Source organism: Ancylobacter sp. G4_0304 (assembly GCF_047501495.1).
Classification (GTDB): Bacteria; Pseudomonadota; Alphaproteobacteria; order Rhizobiales; family Xanthobacteraceae; genus Ancylobacter.
Window position 1 is genome coordinate 80321 of sequence record NZ_JAZDRM010000008.1, and the last position, 18783, is coordinate 99103.

16 protein-coding genes are annotated in these 18783 nt (G+C 67.9%); 4 read left to right on the top strand and 12 right to left on the bottom strand.

The window, feature by feature from the left end; genetic code table 11:
• The 6 genes from VRZ77_RS06600 to VRZ77_RS06625 all read right to left on the bottom strand — a co-directional run bounded on the left by VRZ77_RS06600 (nucleotide 1) and on the right by VRZ77_RS06625 (nucleotide 6693).
• Nucleotides 1–1548 carry an ABC transporter ATP-binding protein gene (locus tag VRZ77_RS06600; protein ID WP_414591871.1) on the bottom strand — a complete coding sequence of 516 codons (1548 nt, stop codon included), beginning with the start codon at nucleotides 1546–1548 and terminating at the stop codon, nucleotides 1–3.
• 159 nt (nucleotides 1549–1707) lie between these two features.
• On the bottom strand, nucleotides 1708–2748 hold the full coding sequence (locus VRZ77_RS06605) for a BMP family protein (RefSeq protein WP_414591872.1): 1041 nt from the start codon (nucleotides 2746–2748) through the stop codon (nucleotides 1708–1710).
• Nucleotides 2749–2854: 106 nt separating this feature from the next.
• Nucleotides 2855–3613 (bottom strand): NUDIX hydrolase, encoded by a 759-nt coding sequence (locus VRZ77_RS06610; RefSeq protein ID WP_414591873.1) that lies wholly within the window; start codon nucleotides 3611–3613, stop codon nucleotides 2855–2857.
• A gap of 27 nt (nucleotides 3614–3640) precedes the next feature.
• Nucleotides 3641–4534 (bottom strand): PhzF family phenazine biosynthesis protein, encoded by an 894-nt coding sequence (locus VRZ77_RS06615; protein WP_414591874.1) that lies wholly within the window; start codon nucleotides 4532–4534, stop codon nucleotides 3641–3643.
• Between the two features lie 5 nt (nucleotides 4535–4539).
• A complete protein-coding gene (gene pdxY, locus VRZ77_RS06620; protein ID WP_414591875.1) occupies nucleotides 4540–5388 on the bottom strand; it encodes a pyridoxal kinase PdxY in 849 nt (282 codons plus the stop codon).
• 123 nt (nucleotides 5389–5511) lie between these two features.
• Nucleotides 5512–6693: a GGDEF domain-containing protein gene (locus VRZ77_RS06625; RefSeq protein ID WP_414591876.1), complete on the bottom strand. Its 1182-nt coding sequence runs from the start codon at nucleotides 6691–6693 to the stop codon at nucleotides 5512–5514.
• A 156-nt stretch (nucleotides 6694–6849) separates the two neighbouring features.
• On the opposite strand from VRZ77_RS06625, the gene VRZ77_RS06630 reads away from it, so the two are divergent.
• On the top strand, nucleotides 6850–8118 hold the full coding sequence (locus VRZ77_RS06630; RefSeq protein WP_414591877.1) for an amidase: 1269 nt from the start codon (nucleotides 6850–6852) through the stop codon (nucleotides 8116–8118).
• A 78-nt stretch (nucleotides 8119–8196) separates the two neighbouring features.
• The gene (locus VRZ77_RS06635; protein WP_414591878.1) at nucleotides 8197–8970 is read left to right on the top strand and encodes an outer membrane protein; all 774 of its coding nucleotides are present in this window, start codon (nucleotides 8197–8199) and stop codon (nucleotides 8968–8970) included.
• Nucleotides 8971–8977: 7 nt separating this feature from the next.
• Here VRZ77_RS06635 and VRZ77_RS06640 read toward each other — a convergent pair whose 3' ends face one another.
• Genes VRZ77_RS06640 through VRZ77_RS06660 form a run of 5 tightly spaced genes read right to left on the bottom strand, consistent with a single transcriptional unit; the run spans nucleotide 8978 to nucleotide 16004 of the window.
• Nucleotides 8978–9787 carry an LssY C-terminal domain-containing protein gene (locus VRZ77_RS06640; RefSeq protein WP_414591879.1) on the bottom strand — a complete coding sequence of 270 codons (810 nt, stop codon included), beginning with the start codon at nucleotides 9785–9787 and terminating at the stop codon, nucleotides 8978–8980.
• A gap of 14 nt (nucleotides 9788–9801) precedes the next feature.
• Nucleotides 9802–13539: a methionine synthase gene (gene metH, locus VRZ77_RS06645; RefSeq protein ID WP_414591880.1), complete on the bottom strand. Its 3738-nt coding sequence runs from the start codon at nucleotides 13537–13539 to the stop codon at nucleotides 9802–9804.
• An 11-nt stretch (nucleotides 13540–13550) separates the two neighbouring features.
• Nucleotides 13551–14093 carry an endonuclease domain-containing protein gene (locus tag VRZ77_RS06650; protein ID WP_414591881.1) on the bottom strand — a complete coding sequence of 181 codons (543 nt, stop codon included), beginning with the start codon at nucleotides 14091–14093 and terminating at the stop codon, nucleotides 13551–13553.
• On the bottom strand, nucleotides 14062–15006 hold the full coding sequence (metF, locus tag VRZ77_RS06655) for a methylenetetrahydrofolate reductase [NAD(P)H] (RefSeq protein WP_414591882.1): 945 nt from the start codon (nucleotides 15004–15006) through the stop codon (nucleotides 14062–14064). The genes VRZ77_RS06650 and metF overlap by 32 nt, the downstream gene beginning before the upstream one ends.
• Nucleotides 15006–16004 (bottom strand): ArsR/SmtB family transcription factor, encoded by a 999-nt coding sequence (locus tag VRZ77_RS06660; protein WP_414591883.1) that lies wholly within the window; start codon nucleotides 16002–16004, stop codon nucleotides 15006–15008. Before VRZ77_RS06660 ends, metF begins: the two co-directional genes overlap by 1 nt.
• A 102-nt stretch (nucleotides 16005–16106) precedes the next feature.
• On the opposite strand from VRZ77_RS06660, the gene tsaA reads away from it, so the two are divergent.
• Together tsaA and VRZ77_RS06670 are read left to right on the top strand one after the other, a co-directional pair.
• Entirely contained in the window at nucleotides 16107–16622 is a 516-nt protein-coding gene (gene tsaA / locus VRZ77_RS06665) for a tRNA (N6-threonylcarbamoyladenosine(37)-N6)-methyltransferase TrmO (RefSeq protein WP_414591884.1), read from the top strand.
• A gap of 170 nt (nucleotides 16623–16792) precedes the next feature.
• Nucleotides 16793–17866: a L,D-transpeptidase family protein gene (locus VRZ77_RS06670; RefSeq protein WP_414591885.1), complete on the top strand. Its 1074-nt coding sequence runs from the start codon at nucleotides 16793–16795 to the stop codon at nucleotides 17864–17866.
• A 98-nt stretch (nucleotides 17867–17964) separates the two neighbouring features.
• Here the strand turns inward: VRZ77_RS06670 and VRZ77_RS06675 are convergent, their stop codons facing one another.
• Nucleotides 17965–18576 (bottom strand): MOSC domain-containing protein, encoded by a 612-nt coding sequence (locus VRZ77_RS06675; protein ID WP_414591886.1) that lies wholly within the window; start codon nucleotides 18574–18576, stop codon nucleotides 17965–17967.
• Between the last annotated feature and the right edge of the window lie 207 nt (nucleotides 18577–18783).

The following is an 18783-nucleotide window of genomic DNA, read 5'->3' on the forward strand; positions in this document are numbered from 1 at the left end:
TCACGCCGCCTCCTCCGCAGAATGGCCGGCCATCATCAGCCCGACCGTCCGCACATCGAGCCCCTCCGCCTCCATGGCCGGCGAGAGATGCCCGGCATGAACCACGGCGATGCGGTCGGAGAGCGCGAACAGCTCGTCGAGATCCTCCGAGATCAGCAGCACCCCCGCGCCCCGCGCCCGCGCCGCCAGAAGCCTGCGGTGAACGTCCGTCGTCGCGCCGATGTCGAGGCCGCGCGTCGGCTGGTGGGCGAGAACCAAGAGCGGCTCGCGCTCCAGCACGCGGGCCAGCACCACTTTCTGCATGTTGCCGCCGGACAGCGCACGGATCGCGGCGTCCGGCCCGGGGCAGCGCACGTCATAGGCCGTGATCGCCTGCGCCGCGCGGGCGCGGATGCCGGCGCGCTTCAGAATGCCGGCGCTCTGGTTCTCCGGCGCGGCGATGGTTTCCAGCACGTAGTTCTCCGCGACGCTCAGCGCCCCGATGGTGCCATCCCGGTGCCTGTCCTCGGGAATGCGCCCGACGCGGGCGGCGATCCGGGCGGCGGGATCGGCGCGCGTCACCGGCGCGCCGTTGATGGTCACCTCGCCGGAGCGCGCGCCTGCGAGCCCGGCGACCAGCGCCGCCAGCGCGCCCTGCCCGTTGCCCGAAACGCCGGCAATGCCGACGATCTCGCCGGCGCGCACGTCGAGATTCGCCCGCTCCAGCCGGTCGCGCTGAGTGGGTGCGCCGACATCGACGGCGCGCAGGCTCAGGATCGGGGCGCCCGGCGTCGCGGGCGGGCGCTCGCGGGGAGGAATGGCGCGCCCGACCATCAGTTCGGCGAGCGAAGCCCGGCTGGAGCCGGCGGTCGGCCGGTCCGCCACCTTCGCCCCGCCGCGCAGCACCACCACGCGCTCGCACAAGGCCAGCACTTCGTGCAGCTTGTGGCTGATGAAGATCACCGCCAGCCCCTTCGCCGCCAGCGTGCGCACGGTCGCGGCCAGACCATCGGCCTCCTGCGGCGTGAGCACGGCGGTCGGCTCGTCGAGGATCAGCACCCGCACATCGCGATACAGCGCCTTGAGGATTTCGATGCGCTGCTGCTCGCCGACCGAAAGCTGGGCCACCGGCACGTCGAGGTCGGCCTTGAGCCCGGATTCGGCCATCAGCTTCTCCACCTTGGCCCGCGCCGCGCCGCGCCGGGGCGCAAGGCTCCACAGCGGAAGCGTGCCGAGCAGGATGTTCTCGAAGCCGGTGAGGTTCTCGGCCAGCGCGAAATGCTGGTGCACCATGCCGATGCCGGCCGTGAGCGCGGCTTCCGCCGAACCGCCGGGCAACGGCACGAGCTGGCCGCTGGCATCGGCGATATGCACCGTGCCTTCATCGGCCACGTAATGGCCGAACAGGATGCTCATCAGCGTGGTCTTGCCCGCGCCGTTCTCGCCGAGCAGCGCGACGATCTCGCCGGCATGGACATCGAGATCGATATGGTCGTTCGCCGTCAGCGGGCCGAACCGCTTGGTGATGCCGGACAGCGAGAGAACAAGCGGGCGCGTTTCAGGGTGCATTCTTGCCGGTCCATGAAGACGTCATCCCGGACGCCGCGTCGCGGCGATCCGGGATCGCGAGACAAGGCCGCTCTCATTTCCGCCAGCGATCCCGGCAAGGACCTTCGGGTTTCAGCCGGGATAACGGGCCAGAGGCGGAAGGCCGTATGGCGCCCTGCTTTACAGCGTCGACTTGGGCTCGCCGTCGTTCACGTTCACGCGGAACATGCCGTCCTTGATTTCCTTCTCCTTGACGAGAACCATCTCGATCACCTCGGGCGGCACCACCTTCGGGTCGAGCGGGGCAAGGCTCGCGCCGCCATGGGCCATGAAGCTGAACGGGCCGTAATCCTCGGCGGTGAAGCTGCCATCCATCACCGCCTTGATGGCGCGGTCGATGGTCGGCTCCATGTGCCACAGCGCCGAGGCGATCACCGTGCCGGGATATTGGGCGGAGGTGTCGATCACGTTGCCGATCGCCTTCACGCCGCGCTCCTTGGCGGCATCGGAGACGCCGAAACGCTCGGCGTAGAGCACGTCCGCGCCCTTGTCGATCTGCGCGAAGGCGGCTTCCTTGGCCTTGGGCGGGTCGTACCAGGAGTTGATGAAGGTCACGATGAACTTCACCTGCGGGTTCACCGACTGCGCGCCTTCCATGAAGGCCTGCATCAGGCGGTTCACCTCGGGGATGGCGTAGCCACCGACCAGGCCGATGACGTTCGACTTGGTCATCTTGCCGGCGACCATGCCGGTCAGGAAGGACGGCTCGTGGATGAAGTTATCGAACACCGACAGGTTTGGCTTGGTCGGGCCGAAGGACGAACCCATGAGATAGGCGACGTTCGGGTAGTCCTTCGCCACCGCGCGGGCGGGACGCTCCACCGCGAAGATTTCGCCGACCACCAGGTCCGCGCCCTCCTGCGAGTACTGGCGCATCACGCGCTCATAATCGGTGTTCGCGACGTTCTCGGAGAATTTGTAAGTGATGTCGCCGCGCGCCTCGGCGGTCTTGAGCGCCTTGTGGATGCGAGAGACCCACTGCTGTTCCACGGGAACGGTGTAGATCGCCGCGACCTTGATCGGCTTCGCCTTGGCGGCAACGGCCTCACCAGCGCCGACCGCCGACAGCACCAGAGCACCGGCGCCAAGCGCCAGCAATTGCCGCCGATCGATCGTCCCTGACGAAAAAAGCGGCACGGAACCAGACGACTTGACCACCATTTCACTTCTCCCGAGCAAAGGACCGCGGCCCGACGGCGCGCGAAGTCAATGAATCCGACCACTCATGCGAGCAGCATGCCATTTCCGAACTGTTTGGTCCGAAAAGTCACGCCGGGCTGGCGGCATTGTCCACATCTGCGAAGCCGGCGCCATCCTGCCAGCGCGCGTGCAGATAGGCGCGGATGAAATCGGGCATGGCGGGATCGAGATCGGCGGGAGAGCGGGCAAGGAAGATGGCGTCGAGTTCGGCACGCTGCTGCCCGGCGAGATTTTCGCGCAATCGCGCCACCAGTTCCTCGCCCGGCAGGCGCGCCACGATTTCGCGCATCAGCGCGATGCGCGGGCCGGCGAACACCGCGTGGAGCGCCCGCCCGCCGGTGGGTGGCGGCAGGAAATCGGCCGCCGTCAGCCCGATTTCCTCCTCGATCTCGCGCAGCACGCTGCCGTCGATGTCGACGCGCCCGCCCTCGACGATGTCGCCGAGGTCCGGCGTGCCGGCGGCGAAGTAGATGCGGCCGGCATTGGCGGTCCATGGCGCCATGCGGCCGAGCACGAAGGCCCCGTCGCAGGCGCGCAGCGCGCCCATGCCGAAGGCATTGCACATCTCAGGGTAGCCGTGATCACGCCACCACAGCAGCGAGGCGAAATCGGTGCGCTTATAGCGGCCAGTGAGCACGCCACCGTCGAGACGACGCTCGCTCAGCATCAGGATCGGGCCGCTCCACAAGGCGGGATTCGCCTGCTTCAGCCGCTCGAAATGCACCTCGATCTCCTCGCGCCGCGCATCGGCCAGCGACCACGGCTCAGGATCGACGCGGAACTCCATGCCCTTGAGCGCCAGTACCCGGATGTCATCGCCGGTCATGGAGGCGCTCACGCCGGGCTACCGCGCTCAGGCATAGATGGTGCCTTCCGAGACGATCACCGCGCCGCCGCCGATAGTGACGGCCGTCAGCGCGCCGCCCGACACTTCGAGGCCCAGCCGCACCAGGCTCGGCCGCCCCATCTCGACGCCCTGCAGGATATCGAAGACGTGGAACCCCTCGCCCGGCCGCTCGCCCGCAAACAGCACGGCGGCGAGCGAGGCGGCGGCCGAGCCGGTCGCCGGGTCTTCGTCGATGCCCATATTCGCGGCGAACATGCGGGCGCGCAGGTCGCCCTCGCCGTCCTCGTCACGGCAGAACACATAGACCGATTCCGCCTCGCCCCCGAAGGCGCCGATTAGCCGGCCCGCGCTCGGGCTGATACGCGCCAGCGCCGAGCGCGAGGCGAGCGGGATGCACACGAAGGGCACACCGGCCGAGGCCACCACCGGCGTGTACCCGTCGAAACCGATATCGCTGCGGTCGAGACCGAGCGCCTGCGCGCAGGCGTCGATGGAAAGTTCGCCCGCCTGAATTTCCGGCAGGCGCGGCACGGTGAAGGTGGCGCTGCCGGTGCGGGGCCCGCGCACATTGATGTGGCAGGGCACCTCGCCGACATTTTCCTCCAGCACGAAATCCGTCGAGGTCTCCACCCCGTCGCGGATCGCCAGCAGCACCGCCGTGCCGACCGTGGGATGGCCGGCGAAGGGCAGCTCGTGGTTGACGGTGAAGATGCGCAGCCGCGCGCGGTTCACCTCGTCCGCCGGCTTCAGCACGAACACCGTCTCGGAGAGATTGAACTCGCGGGCGATAGCCTGCATCTGGTTGCCGTCGAGGCCCTCCGCGTCCAGCACGACGGCCAGCGGATTGCCCGAGAGGGCGCGATCGGTGAAGACGTCGAGGACAACGTAGCGACGGGCCATGGCGCTCAGAGCTTCTCGGGGGTGAAGAGGCGGGACGGCGTGACGAATTCGTCCTGCGCGGCCACGGTGAGGATTTCCCGCGAGCCGGCGGCGGCGGTGCGGGCCAGCAGGCCATAGGCCGAGGACGCCGCCTTGGAGAGCGCCTCGGCCGTGGAATGCGTCGCCTTCCAGTGCACGAAAAACAGGGCCGCGATGGCGTCGCCGGCTCCGTTCACCGAGATGTCGAGCTTGGGCGTGCGCACGCGGAACCGCCCGTCCGGTCCCGAGGCCATCAGGTCGATGGAATCGGCCGGCGTGTCCTCGGTGTGCAGGCTGGTCACGAGGATGACGCGCGGGCCGGTGGCGTGCACGGCATCGCAGGCCGCGACCGCCTCGGCCATGGTGGAGGTGGGTCGGCCGGAGAGATAGTCCAGCTCGAACTGGTTGGGCGTGATCAGGTCGGCGGCCGGCACCGCGCGGTCGCGCATGAATTCGGGGATGCCGGGACGCACGAAGACGCCGCGCCCGACATCGCCGATCACCGGATCACAGCAATAATGCGCCTCGCGGTTCGCCGCCTTCACCCGGCCGACCGTATCAAGAATGGCGTCGCCGATCTCCGCGGCGCCCATATAGCCGGAGAGCACGCCGTCACAGCGCGGCAGCACGTTGCGGTCCTCCAACCCACCCACCAGCTCGCGGATCAGCTCGGCCTCGAACACCTTGCCGCGCCAGGCGCCATAGCCGGTATGGTTGGAGAACTGGACGGTGTGGATGCCCCACACCTCATGGCCGAGGCGCTGCATCGGGAACATGGCCGAGGCGTTGCCCACATGGCCATAGGCGACCCAGGACTGTATCGACAGGATATTCATGCACCGCGCCCCACGCTTAACTGTGACGATCCGCGCATATCGCGCGCGACGCAAGGGCTCCAACGAAATTAGTTGAGGCGATCCATCATGTTGCGCGATGTGTTGCCCGGTTGCACAGCCGCTTCATGCCCGCGATGCCGGAAGCTTCGCCGGCATGTCGGCCAGCACGTAGCGGTCGCGTCCCATGGCCTTGGCGGCGTAGAGCGCCTTGTCGGCGCGCTGCAGCGCCTCATCGAGGCCCTCGCCCGGGCGGATAAACGCCGCGCCGAAGCTCGCGGTGACCCGCGTCTCGTGCGGAATGAAGCGGTAGCGGCGGGCGCGGAAGGTGGACTGGATGTGCTGGATGCGTTCGCGCAACCCGCCGACATCGGTGTCCGGCATCAACAGGCAGAACTCCTCGCCGCCGATCCGACCCGCCAGTTCGGCGCCGGTCGCCGCTTCCATGAGGATGGACCCGAAGGCGCGGATCGCCTCGTCGCCCCCGGCATGGCCGAAGCGGTCGTTGATCGATTTGAAGTGATCGAGGTCGATCATCATCAGGCTCGCCGTGGCTCCCGGCGGCAGCGTCCGCAGGCAGGCCGTTGCACGCTGCATGAAGGCGGCGCGGTTCAGGAGGCCGGACAATGCGTCGCGCTGCAGGCTCAGCGTCGCGTTGGCCACGACCTCGGCAATCAGCACGCCGACGAGGGCGAGCCCCAGCATCAGTGACAAGATGGCGGCGAAGGTCTGGGAATAGCGCGCATAGGTGCTCAGCAGATAGCTGCGTACGTCCGGCGCATGATCGTTGACGATAAAGCCCGCGCCGCCCTTCGCAAGGAACTGCACGGCGCACAGCACGAGCACGGCCGCCAGCAGCCGGTCCGCGACGCCCCGCCGCTCCGACCCCATTACGGTTCCCGCGCCGATCGCCAGCATGATCACGAATGGACCCTGATAGGCGAGACCGAAGAACGTTTCGGCGCGCGGCATATCGGAGGTGAAACCGGCATGGAAGGCGATGCCGAGGCCGCCGAACAGAAACAGCGGCCAGACGTCCGACTGCGGCCGGTAATGGCGGGCTAGACCCGCCGCGAGCAGCGTCAGCGCCAGCATCAGCAGGGAAAACGAGATAATGGAGGCGAGCCGTGGCGGCATCGCGGAAGGCGCCAGCGCCTCGGTGGTCACCGTCGCCGCAGCAGCGAGAAAGGCTCCGGCGCACCACTGGCCGAGGCGGATGCCCGACCGCCACGACAGGCTGAAAAACGCCAGGGCGAAGAACACACCGATGGAGCCATTGATGATCAGAAGGAAGGTCGCATCCCGCATCGCTTTCCCGCCCTTGGGCGAACTGCCCGCTCCGATCACGCACCTTTATCGACCACGCGCCGCAGCGCCACGCAAGAGCGTGCGGCGCGCCGCACGCCACCCCCCGGTCCAACCTCCCGCTTGCCTGATCGCAGGCGCCATGCGAGAGCCTCCGACATGAACACTATGCTCGAAGCCGCCAGCCTTGCCGAAGCCGTCCGCGCCGGACGCCTCAACCCCTCCGAAGTCGTGGAGCGCTGCATCGCGGCGATCGAGGCGCAGGAGGCCGAAATCCGCGCCTTCGCCACGCTCGACCTCCCCGCCCTCCGCACGGCGGCGAGCCGGCCGGGGCTCGACGCCACCCCGCTCGCCGGGCTACCGGTCGGCGTCAAGGACATCCTCGACACCGCGGACCTCCCGACTGAGCGCGGCTCGCCGCTGTTTGCCGGCTACCGGCCGTTCGGCGATGCCAGCATCGTGCGCATGATGGCGCGCGCGGGTGGGCTGCTCGCCGGCAAGACCGTGACCACCGAATTCGCCTTCATGCAGCCCTCCCCGACGCGCAACCCGCGCCGGCCCTCGCACACGCCAGGCGGCTCCTCGGCGGGCTCGGCGGCGGCGGTGGCGGCGGGCATGCTGCCGCTCGCCATCGGCACCCAGACCGGCGGCTCGGTGATCCGGCCCGCCTCGTTCTGCGGCGTGACCGGCTTCAAGCCCTCGTTCAAGCTGCTGCCCGTGCTCGGGCTGAAACCCTTCGCCTGGTCGCTGGATACGCTCGGCCTGTTCGCCGCGCGGGTGGCGGACATCGCGTTCGCCATGAGCGCCCTCACCGGCCGCGACCTCGCGCTGGATGCCGATCCGGCCACGCCGCGCTTCGCCGTGGTGAAGACCGCCCGGGCCGCGCACGCCTCCGACGACGCCCACGCCGCGCTGGAGGCCGCCGCGCGTGCCGCCGCTGACGCCGGGGCGCAGGTGGTCGAGCTGGAGCTACCCGCCGAGGTCGAGGCCGGCGACGCCGCCTCCGCCGTCGTGCAGGCCTACGAGGCCGCGCTCACCTTCGCCGACGAGTGGGACCGCCACCGCGACCAGCTCTCCCCGACCCTCGCCGCCTATCTTGAGGAAGCGCAACGCACCGCGCCCGAGCAATACGACGCCGCCCGGCGCACCTCCCGCCGCGCCCGCAACGCGCTCGCCGACACGCTGCACGGCTTCGACGCCGTGCTAACCTTCTCCGCCCCAGGCGAGGCGCCGGAGGGCCACGCCACCACCGGCTCGCCGGTGTTCAACCGGCTATGGACGCTGGCGGGCACGCCCTGCGTGAACGTGACCGGCCTCACCGGCGCCAGCGGCCTGCCGATCGGCGTGCAGGTAGTCGGCCGCTTCGCGCGCGACAAGGCGACGCTCAACGCCGCCCATTTCCTCGAACGTGCCATCGCGACGCGGTGAGGCGGCGGGTTACGCTTCATTAAGCCTGTCGTCCTACGCTTCGTCATCGACGTCACAACCGTCGGAAGGGACGCAGCCATGCGTATCAGGGCACTTTTCCTCGGCGCCGCCGCGGGCGCCGCCCTCGCTATCCCGGCCTTCGCGGCCGACCTTTCCTATCCCGTGAAGGCGCCGGCAGTGGCGGTCATCCCGCCCTTCTCCTGGACCGGCTTCTATCTCGGCGGCAATGCCGGCTATGGCTGGGGCGAGGGTTCGGCCAACTGGGGCAGCTATCTCGACTATTACTATGGCGGCTGGGACCAGTACGGCTCGACCGGCGGCTCCGACCCCGAAGGCTGGTTCGGCGGCTTCCAGATCGGCTACAACTACCAGCTCGTGAACAATGTGGTGCTCGGCATCGAGGCCGATTTCCAGTTCGGCGCGCTCGATGACCGGCTCAACTACACCGCCAGCACCACCGCGGGCGGCTTCACCGATACCGATTTCGGCACGCTGGATTCCAAGATCGAGGCCTTCGGCACAGTGCGCGGACGCATCGGCTACGCCTTCGACCGCTTCCTGCCCTATGCCACCGGCGGCCTCGCCTGGGGCAATGTGAAGATGTCGGAGAACTGGTCCACCTATTACAACGGCGTCTACCAGCCCGCCGCATCGGGCTCGGCTTCGACCAGCGAAACGCTGTGGGGCTGGACCGTAGGCGGCGGCGGCGAATATGCCGTGACCGACAATTGGACGCTGAAGGCGGAATATCTCTACGCCGACCTCGGTGACATCAACTGGGATTCCGATGCCGGCACCCGTGTCGACGTGAAGGTCCAGACCCTGAAGCTGGGCGTGAACTACAAGTTCTGAGCCCGCCTCAGTTGACGCCGACGAGGCTGGCGGCGCCGCTCCAGATCGCATCTTTGGCGCCGACGGCCGGCGGCGGTGCGATGACGGTGGCCGGATCGGGGTTCTTCCGACCGTCCGGCATCAGCACCGCGAACCAGAGTTCGCCGTCGGTGTAATAGGGATCGCCCCCGCCATTGCGCCCGAAAAGAGTCGGGCCGAGCCCGGTCACCTGATAGACCGTGCGCACCATGCCGGCCGCCTTCAGATCACCGATCAGGAGGTCGCGCACCGCGTCGACATTCGGGCCGATATGGTGCGTCACCGCGCCGGTATAGTGGCTCAGCCCCACGCCCCGGTCATAGGTCGCCGATCCCAGCCAGACCGGCGCGCCTTCGGCGCCCCGGTCCAGCACCTTCCAGAACCGCACATGGTCGCGACGGTCGGCGCTGCGCCCGAGTTCCTTCTCGAAGGCGAGGTCCTCGACACGGCCGTCATAGAACAGCGGACTGACCGGGGCTTCCGGGTCCGGGCGACCGAGCACCACCGAGCCGACGATCTCGACGCTGGATTTCAGCGTCACCGGATCGGCCGCGCGCCAGCCGGCTTCGTACATCGCCCGCACCACGTCCTCGCGGGTACCGACGAGGCCTACATCGATCGGATCGCCCGGGATGCCCTGTTTGGTCTGCGTCACCATCGGCAGATGCGCGACGCCGGGCTGGCGCTCGTGATGCGTCCACAGGCGCGGCAGCACGATATAGGCCAGCGCGGCCCAGACCAGCAGGACCAGCACGACGAGCTTGGCCGCGAGTCTGGCGTCCTGGGCGATCACGCTCATCGAGCTATCCGCGCCTACTCTGCCGCAACCGACTTGTAGCTCAGCGGATCGTAGTTGAGCACCGGCGCCAGCCAGCGCTCGGCCTCTTCCACGCTCATTCCCTTGCGCGCCGCATAGTCCTCGACCTGATCGCGCTCGATGCGACCCACCCCGAAATAGGCGGCGTCGGGATGCGCGAAATAGAGGCCCGAGACGGCGGCGCCGGGCCACATGGCGAAGCTCTCCGTCAGCTCGACGCCGATCGTGTCGGTCGCGTCCAGAAGCCTGAACAGCGTCGCCTTCTCGGTATGGTCGGGCTGGGCCGGATAGCCCGGCGCGGGGCGGATGCCGCGATACTGCTCCTTGATCAGCGCCTCATTGTCGAGCGCCTCATCCGAGGCATAGCCCCAGAACTCACGGCGCACCCGCTCGTGCATGCGCTCGGCAAAGGCCTCGGCGAGGCGGTCGGCCAGCGCCTTCAGCAGGATCGACGAATAGTCGTCATGCGCCGCCTTGAAGGCTTCCGAGCGCTCATGCTCGCCAAAGCCGGTGGAGACACAGAAGCCGCCAATATAGTCCTTCACCCCGCTTTCCGCCGGGGCGATGAAATCGCTGAGCGCGACGTTCGCCCGGCCCTCGCGCTTGGCCATCTGCTGGCGCAGCGTGTGCAGCGTGGCGAGCTTCTCGGCGCGCGTCTCGTCGGTGTAGAGCGCGATATCGTCGCCGGCCGCATTCGCCGGCCAGAAGCCGACTACGGCGCGGGCCGTCAGCCATTTCTCGTCCACGATGCGCGCCAGCATCTTCTGCGCGTCGTCGTAGAGCGCGCGAGCCGCCACGCCGACCTTCGGATCGTCGAGGATCGCCGGGTAGTGGCCGGCCAGCTCCCAGGACTGGAAGAATGGCGTCCAGTCGATATACGGAACCAGCTCGGCGAGATCGTAGCTCTCGAACACCTTGGTGCCGAGGAAGCCTGGCACCGGCGCGGCATAGGAGGAGAAATCGATGCCGACACCATTGGCGCGCGCATCCGCCAGCTTCACCCGCACCTTGTTGCGGTCGGATTTCGCGTGTGCGTCGGCGAGCTTCTCATATTCGGCGCGGATATTGGCGACGTAATCCGGCCGGGTGTTGTCGTTGAGCAGCGAAGAGACCACGCCCACCGCGCGCGAGGCGTCGGTGACATAGACCGCCTGCCCGCGCACATATTGCGGGGCGATCTTCACCGCCGTGTGGACGCGGGAGGTGGTCGCCCCGCCGATCAGCAGCGGCACGGAAAAGCCTTCGCGCTCCATCTCGGAAGCGACATGCACCATCTCATCGAGCGAGGGGGTGATGAGGCCGGACAGCCCGATCACATCGACCTTCTCGGCCTTGGCGACCTCCAGGATCTTCGCGGTGGGAACCATCACCCCGAGGTCGATCACCTCGTAATTGTTGCACTGGAGCACGACGCCGACGATGTTCTTGCCGATGTCGTGGACATCGCCCTTCACCGTGGCCATCAGCACCTTGCCGGCCGAGGAATCCTCGGTGGTGCCGTTGTCCAGCTTCTCCTGCTCCATGAAGGGCATGAGATAGGCCACGGCCTGCTTCATCACGCGGGCCGACTTCACCACCTGCGGCAGGAACATCTTGCCGGCGCCGAACAGGTCGCCGACCACGTTCATGCCGGCCATCAGCGGGCCTTCGATCACATGCAGGGGGCGGGCGACCGAAAGGCGCGCCTCCTCGGTGTCGGCGTCGACATACTCGGTGATGCCGTTGACGAGGGCATGCTCCAGCCGCTTCTCCACGGCCCAAGTGCGCCAGGTCAGATCCGCCTCGCGCTTTTCCTTGCCCGCGCCGCCGCGGAAGCGCTCAGCCAGCGCCAGCAGCCGCTCGGTGGCGTCTTCGCGGCGGTTGAGCACCACGTCCTCGCAAGCCTCGCGCAGCTCTGGCTCGATCTCACTATAGGGCGCGAGCTGGCCGGCATTGACGATGCCCATGTCCATGCCCGCGTGGATAGCGTGGTACAGGAACACGGCGTGCATCGCCTCGCGCACCGGCTCATTGCCGCGGAACGAGAAGGACAGGTTCGAGACGCCGCCCGAGATATGGGCGTGCGGCAGTTGCTGGCGGATCGAACGGGTCGCCTCGATGAAGGCGACGCCATAGCCGGCATGTTCCTCGATGCCGGTCGCCACCGCGAACACGTTGGGATCGAAGATGATGTCCTCGGGCGGAAAGCCCACCTCGTCGACGAGGATGCGGTAGGCGCGCGAGCAGATCTCGACCTTGCGCTCATAGGTGTCGGCCTGGCCCTGCTCGTCGAACGCCATAACAACCACGGCGGCGCCATAGGCGCGCACGAGGCGGGCATGGTGCTTGAACGCCTCCACGCCTTCCTTCATCGAGATGGAATTGACGATGCCCTTGCCCTGAATGCACTTCAGCCCGGCCTCGATCACGCTCCACTTGGAGCTGTCGACCATGACCGGCACGCGGGCGATGTCCGGCTCGGCGGCGAGCAGGTTGAGGAAGGTGACCATCGCCTTCTCGGAATCGAGCAGGCCCTCATCCATGTTGACGTCGATGATCTGCGCGCCGTTCTCCACCTGGTCGCGGGCGACCGCCAGCGCGGCGGTGTAGTCGCCATTGGTGATCAGCTTGCGGAAGCGCGCGGAGCCGGTGACGTTGGTACGCTCGCCGACATTCACGAACGGGATGATCGGGGTCAGCTCGAACGGCTCCAGCCCGGAGAGGCGCAGGCGCGGCTCGATGTCCGGGATCACGCGCGGCGCATGCGGGGCGACCGCCTGCGCAATGGCGCGAATATGGTCCGGCGTGGTGCCGCAGCAGCCGCCGACGACATTGACGAGGCCGGAGGCGGCGAATTCGCCCACGAGCTTCGCCATCGCCTCCGGGCTCTCGTCATAGAGGCCGAACTCGTTGGGCAGGCCGGCATTGGGATAGGCGCAGACATAGGTGTCGGCGAGGCGCGACAGCTCGTCGATATGGGCGCGCATTTCCTTGGCGCCCAGCGCACAGTTCAGGCCGATGGAGAACGGCCGGGCATGGCTGAGCGAATTCCAGAACGCGGCCGGGGTCTGGCCCGACAGGGTGCGGCCGGACAGGTCGGTGATGGTGCCGGAGATCATCACCGGCACGCGGATGCCGCGCTCCTCGAACAGCCGCTCGACAGCGAAAATCGCCGCCTTGGCGTTCAGCGTGTCGAAGATGGTCTCGACCAGCAGGAGATCGGCGCCGCCATCCAGCAGCGCCGCCGCCTGCTCGCCATAGGCCGTGGCGAGCTCATCGAAGGAGGTGGCGCGGAAGCCGGGATCGTTGACGTCCGGCGAGATGGAGGCGGTGCGGTTGGTCGGGCCGATGGCGCCGGCGACGAAGCGGCGGCGGCCGTCCTTCGCCTCCGCGAGGCGGGCCGCCTCCTTGGCGAGCTTCGCGCCCTCGAAATTGATCTCGTAGACCAGGCTCTCCATGCCGTAATCGGCCATGGCGATGGTGGTGCCCGAGAAGGTATTGGTCTCGACGATATCCGCACCCGCGAGGAAATAGGCGAGATGGATGTCGCGCACCGCGTCCTGCGCCGTGAGGTTCAGGAGGTCGTTATTGCCCTTCACATCCTGCGGCCAGTCCGCGAAGCGCGCACCGCGATAGCCGGCCTCGTCCAGCTTGAGCTGCTGGATCATGGTGCCCATGGCCCCGTCCAGCACCAGGATGCGCTGGGAGGCGGCGGCCTTGAGGGCGGCGAAGGTCTCGGTCGGCGTGACGGTCATGGGGGCAGTTCCTACTCCCTCTCCCCGTGGGGGAGAGGGTTGGGGTGAGGGGCATTGGCGCGCACCGCTTCGATGATCCGCAGCACCACCCCGTCAAGGTTCACAAGCACGTCGTTATTCCAGAAACGGATGACGAAATAGCCGCAGCTTTCAATCATCCGCATTCTTTCGGCGTCAACGTCGGCCGTGTGCTGGCCACCGTCCAGTTCAATCACCAGTCTTGCATCGGCGCAGAGGAAGTCGACGACAAAACGCTCGACCGGCACCTGCCTTCGGAACTTCCAACCCTCAAGCTGTCGGTTGCGAAGACGTGACCAGAGGAGTCGTTCGACGTCTGTCTGATCCCGGCGCAGGCGACGCGCACGCTCGATCCGACCGTTTATCCCCCCCTCACCCGCCGCTTCGCGGCGACCTCTCCCCCTCGGGGAGAGGTTAAGGTGCCGCACATGGTCGTCATACCGCCTTCCACCCGATGAATCTGCCCCTCTCCCCGACGGGGTGAGGGGCCGGCGACCATCCACCTCACGCCGCCGCCTGACCGCTGCCGCTGCCATTCCCTTGCCCGGCGCCACCTTCCAGGGGAGCGCGGATGCCGAGGAGGTGGCAGATGGCGTAGACCAGATCGGCGCGGTTCAGCGTGTAGAAGTGGAACTCGTTCACGCCGCGGTCCAGAAGATCGATCACCTGCTCGGCCGCCACCGCCGCCGAGATCAGCTTGCGGGTCTCGGGATCGTTGTCGAGCCCTTCGAAGCGCCCGGCGAGCCAGGAAGGCATGTAGCAGCCGGTCTTCTCGGCGAAGTTCTTCGCCTGCTTGAAATTCGAGACGGGAAGGATGCCCGGCACCACCGGCACGTCGATGCCGCGCGCCCGCACCTTGTCGAGATAGGCGAAATAGAGGTCGTTGTCGAAGAAGCACTGGGTGATGGCACGCGTCGCCCCGGCCTCGACCTTGGCTTGCAGGATGTCGAGATCGCGTTCGAAGGACGGGCTCTCCGGGTGCTTCTCGGGATAGGCCGAGACCGAGACCTCGAAATTGGCGCTGCGGCGGATACCCGCCACGAGGTCCGCCGAGGTCTTGTAGCCCTCGGGATGCGGCTCATAGGCCTGCCCGACGCCGCCCGGCGGATCGCCGCGCAGCGCCACGATATGGCGCACGCCGGCATCCCAATAGCCACGCACCACCTCGTCCACCTCCGCCTGCGAGGCGGAGACGCAGGTGAGATGGGCGGCGGGCGCCAGACGCGTCTCCTTCACGATGCGCTCGACCGTGGCGTGGGTGCGCTCGCGCGTCGAACCACCCGCGCCATAGGTCACCGACACGAATTTCGGCGCCAGCGGCGCAAGGCGCTGGATCGAGTTCCAGAGTGTCGCTTCCATTTCCGGCGTCTTGGGCGGAAAGAATTCGAACGACACCGAAATCGGCCGCCCGCCGGAACGGCGGCTGCGGCGCTGGTCATCGGACGACATCAGGCGACCTCCTTGCGATTATTATCGGCCACGGCTTCCGCGCGCATGTCGCGGGCGAGCCAGAGCGAAACGGTGAGCCGACCTTCCCCGGAAGGGGCGAGCAGGCGATGGGATGTGAGGGTGAGCCCGGCCTGCGACAGCCAGCTCTCCATGATCTCCGGCGCGAAGCCGAGGCGGCGATGGGCGTGCTGCTCGCGCAGGAATTCGAGGTCGTGCGGGTCGAAATCGACCACCAGCACCCGCCCGCCGGGCTTGAGCACGCGGGCCGCCTCCTTCAGCGCGCGGGGCGCGTCCTCCAGGAAATGCAGCACCTGATGGATCACCACCACGTCGAAAGCGTCGCGCGGCAAGGCGAGGTTATAGATGTCGCCCTGCCGCACCGAGCAGTTACGCACCCCGGCGCGTTCCAGATTGGCGCGTGCGACGCTCAGCATGTCGGAGGACAGGTCGATGCCGACGCCGCGCTCGATCTGGCCGGCGAACAGTTCGAGAATCCGCCCGGTGCCGGTGCCGAGGTCGAGCAGGCTGCCGATTGGCGCGGTGGAGAGCGCACTCGCAATGGCCGCCTCCACCTCGTCGTCCGGCGCGTGAAGCCGGCGGATGGCGTCCCATTCATGGGCATGGGCGCGGAAATAGGCTTGGGCCTGCGCGGCGCGGGTGGCGCGCACGGCCTCCAGCCGCTCGCGGTCGCGCAGCAGCACCTCGTCGTCCGGGTCCATCAGGTCGAGCAAGGCGGCGGTCAGCGCGGCACCGGCCGTATCCGTGGCGCGGCGGTAGAACACCCAGCTCGCCTCGCGAAACCGCTCGACAAGCCCGGCCTCCGCCAGCAGCTTGAGATGGCGGGAGATTCGCGGCTGCGACTGGCCCATGATTTCGGTAAGCTCGGAGACGGTGAGCTCGCCTTCGCCCATCAGCGCCAGAAGGCGCAGGCGCGTGTCCTCGCCGGCCGCCTTCAGGCCGTCGAGCAGCAGCGCAAAATGAAGCGGCGAGGCGGGCAAGGAAAACCTCCACGAGATATAAAGATATCTTTATGTCTTAAGCGACCAAAGTGCAAGAGGCGTGGAGAGGGCAAGAGGCTGCAGAGGCAAGAGGCGAGCGACGTGAGTTCCGGCGGCAGTGATAGCGGCGATTTCGGCGTGCGCGCCGGCGAGGTGACGGTAGAACTGCCCGCGCAGCCTGACGCCGGCCTGTATTTCATCGGCCGCCTGCGCACGCCGTGGACGACGCGCGCGCAGTGCCCGAAGAACGGCCGGGACTCCGACGCGGTGTGCACGGTGGAGCTCGACCCGCCGTTCCGCCCCGCGCTGGAAGGGCTGGAAGGCACCACCCATCTGTGGCTGCTTTACTGGATGGACCACGCGCCACGAAACCTGGTGGTGCAGGTGCCCCGACAATATGGCCGGGGTCGCGGGACCTTCGCGCTGCGCAGCCCCGCGCGTCCGAACGCGATCGCCCTGAGCGCGGTGGAAGTGCTCGGCATCGGCGAGGGAACCCTAAGCGTGCGCGGGCTGGACTGCCTCGACGGCACGCCGCTGCTCGACATCAAGCCCTATTTCGCCTCGACGGACTGCTACCCCACCGCCGTGGTCGGCTGGCACCGTTCGAAAACGGAATAAGGGAACCTTTTCTTAGGCATACTCGTTTATGTTGCAGGAATGCAACGACATAGCGTCACGCGCATATCCGAGGTCCGGGCGCCAATTATGGCGCAGTCTTGTCTTGAACCCGCCTTGTTCCTGCGTCATCTCCTGCGTCAATCAATTCCGCACATTCGCATACGGGCAATATGATGGTTCTTCGCCTTGGTTTCGTTCCCGCTGCTGCACTCGTCGTCCTGACGTCGGCCGGTGCCGCCAACGCGCAGTACTACCCGGCCGAGACGGCCGCCGAGCCGACCTATGCCGCGCCGGCGGATGAGGCTCAGGTGCCGGCTGCCTATGATCCTTATGCTTCGACCAGCAAGCCCGGTGCCCCCGCCGGCGCGCAGCCGATGATCATGGCTCCGCCGGCTGGCGCGGCTGCCGGCACTCAGCAGCCGCCCGGCGCCGTGGCCAACGCTCCCTACGCCAATCCGGCGACCCAGCCCGCGGGCTATCCCCCGGGCGCTTATTCCGGCCAGCCGCCGGCGGGCATGGCGTCGCCCTATGGCTCGCAGTCTTACGGTTCGGCCGCCCAGTCGCAGGCCGCTGTCGGCGCCCCGCCCGCTGCAGTCGGCACGCAGCCGCAGAACCTCGACAACAATTACGGCACGAACGGCTCCAGCGTCGCCATGCTGCCGCCGGAAGATCAGCCGGAAACCGGCCCGCGCAAGGCGCTGCCTGCCAACCTGCAGCGTCAGGTGGTGGACTACGTGACCACGCAGCCGCCCGGCACCATCATCATCGATACGCCCAACACCTATCTCTATTACGTGCTGCCCGGCGGCAAAGCCGAGCGCTACGGCATCGGCGTCGGCCGCGAAGGCTTCACCTGGGCCGGCACCGAGAAGATCAGCCGCAAGGCGGAATGGGCCGACTGGCGCCCGCCGGCGGAGATGATCGAGCGCCAGCCCTACCTGCCGCGCTTCATGGCCGGCGGCCCGGGCAACCCGCTCGGCGCGCGCACCATGTATCTGGGCGGCACCATCTATCGCATCCACGGCACCAACCAGCCCTCCACCATCGGTCAGTTCATGTCGTCGGGCTGCATCCGCATGCTGAACGAGGATGTCGAGGCGCTGTACGACAAGGTGAAGGTCGGCACCAAGGTCGTGGTGCTGCCGGGCAACGCGCCGGCCAAGACCGCCGAGGCTTCCGCGGCCGAAGCGGCGCCGGTGCAGCAGGTCAGCGCCCCCGCCGCGGCCGGTGTCGCGGTTCGCTGACGCACGGAACGTCCGGCCCGCGGGCCGGTCATCTTCGAGACTTCCAGCGCCGACCGGATCGCCTCCGGTCGGCGTTGTCGTTTCTGTCGGGCGCTGCGTCAGCGCGCCCCGCGCCAGAGCCGTTGTTCGGGCACGCGCACGGAGATCTCGTCGCCGGCGGTCAACGTTCCCTCCCGCTCGACCCACGCCACCAGCCCCCGCAACCCCTTCGCCGCCTGCACGAAGGCGAGGTCCAGACCCGCGCGCCCGCCGGCATCCGGAGCGCCGTCGGCCACCGCCGCCCCGGCATGGCGACACGGCGCGTTCTCGCCCTCCACCGCCAGAGCCGCACCGCCGGGGAAATGCAGCCGGGTGCCGGGCGGCAGGCGGGTGAAATCCGCGATCCCCTCCACCACCAGATTGGCACCAAGCCATTCCGGCCGGACCTCCTCAAGGCCGAGCCGTTCGGCGATGCGGGCGAGTTCGTCGGACGCCACGAGAGAGACCTGCCGGCAATTGCGGATCGGCGCGCCGCGCGGATACCACGGCACCCGCGAATCGGCCGGGCGGGCATGTCCGGCATGTCGATCTCCCCGCACGCCCTCCAGCGTCACGGCGAGCGCGGGAACATCGCGAGTGACGAAGCCGTCACCGTCGGCGAGCAGCGTACGGGCCAGCCGTGCCTTGAAACGGCTGGCAGGGACCGCCGCGACGCCGAAAAGATCGTCCATTCCCGCCATGTCCACCCTCCAAACGATTAAGAGCCCCCATAGGGGCGGCTGCACGCACGCAGCCACGGCGCAAGTTCATTGCTTGAGCGCGTTTTCTTAACGCGAACCGGAATCCATTTCGCTCGAAAACGCTCTAAGATACCTCATTGCCACCGGCGTATCCCGGAACCTCCCAAAGGGCCGAGCGTTAAGCTGCGCCGGTGTGGC

Bases quoted from the DNA above. Each gene is read 5' to 3' on its own strand.
- VRZ77_RS06605 (WP_414591872.1), bottom strand. From the start codon at position 2,748: ATGGTGGTCAAGTCGTCTGGTTCCGTGCCGCTTTTTTCGTCAGGGACG.
- VRZ77_RS06675 (WP_414591886.1), bottom strand. From the start codon at position 18,576: ATGGACGATCTTTTCGGCGTCGCGGCGGTCCCTGCCAGCCGTTTCAAG.
- VRZ77_RS06670 (WP_414591885.1), top strand. From the start codon at position 16,793: ATGATGGTTCTTCGCCTTGGTTTCGTTCCCGCTGCTGCACTCGTCGTC.
- VRZ77_RS06630 (WP_414591877.1), top strand. From the start codon at position 6,850: ATGAACACTATGCTCGAAGCCGCCAGCCTTGCCGAAGCCGTCCGCGCC.
- VRZ77_RS06650 (WP_414591881.1), bottom strand. From the start codon at position 14,093: ATGGCAGCGGCAGCGGTCAGGCGGCGGCGTGAGGTGGATGGTCGCCGG.
- metF (WP_414591882.1), bottom strand. From the start codon at position 15,006: ATGTCGTCCGATGACCAGCGCCGCAGCCGCCGTTCCGGCGGGCGGCCG.
- VRZ77_RS06625 (WP_414591876.1), bottom strand. From the start codon at position 6,693: ATGCGGGATGCGACCTTCCTTCTGATCATCAATGGCTCCATCGGTGTG.
- VRZ77_RS06615 (WP_414591874.1), bottom strand. From the start codon at position 4,534: ATGGCCCGTCGCTACGTTGTCCTCGACGTCTTCACCGATCGCGCCCTC.
- VRZ77_RS06640 (WP_414591879.1), bottom strand. From the start codon at position 9,787: ATGAGCGTGATCGCCCAGGACGCCAGACTCGCGGCCAAGCTCGTCGTG.
- pdxY (WP_414591875.1), bottom strand. From the start codon at position 5,388: ATGAATATCCTGTCGATACAGTCCTGGGTCGCCTATGGCCATGTGGGC.
- VRZ77_RS06610 (WP_414591873.1), bottom strand. From the start codon at position 3,613: ATGACCGGCGATGACATCCGGGTACTGGCGCTCAAGGGCATGGAGTTC.
- VRZ77_RS06635 (WP_414591878.1), top strand. From the start codon at position 8,197: ATGCGTATCAGGGCACTTTTCCTCGGCGCCGCCGCGGGCGCCGCCCTC.
- VRZ77_RS06600 (WP_414591871.1), bottom strand. From the start codon at position 1,548: ATGCACCCTGAAACGCGCCCGCTTGTTCTCTCGCTGTCCGGCATCACC.
- metH (WP_414591880.1), bottom strand. From the start codon at position 13,539: ATGACCGTCACGCCGACCGAGACCTTCGCCGCCCTCAAGGCCGCCGCC.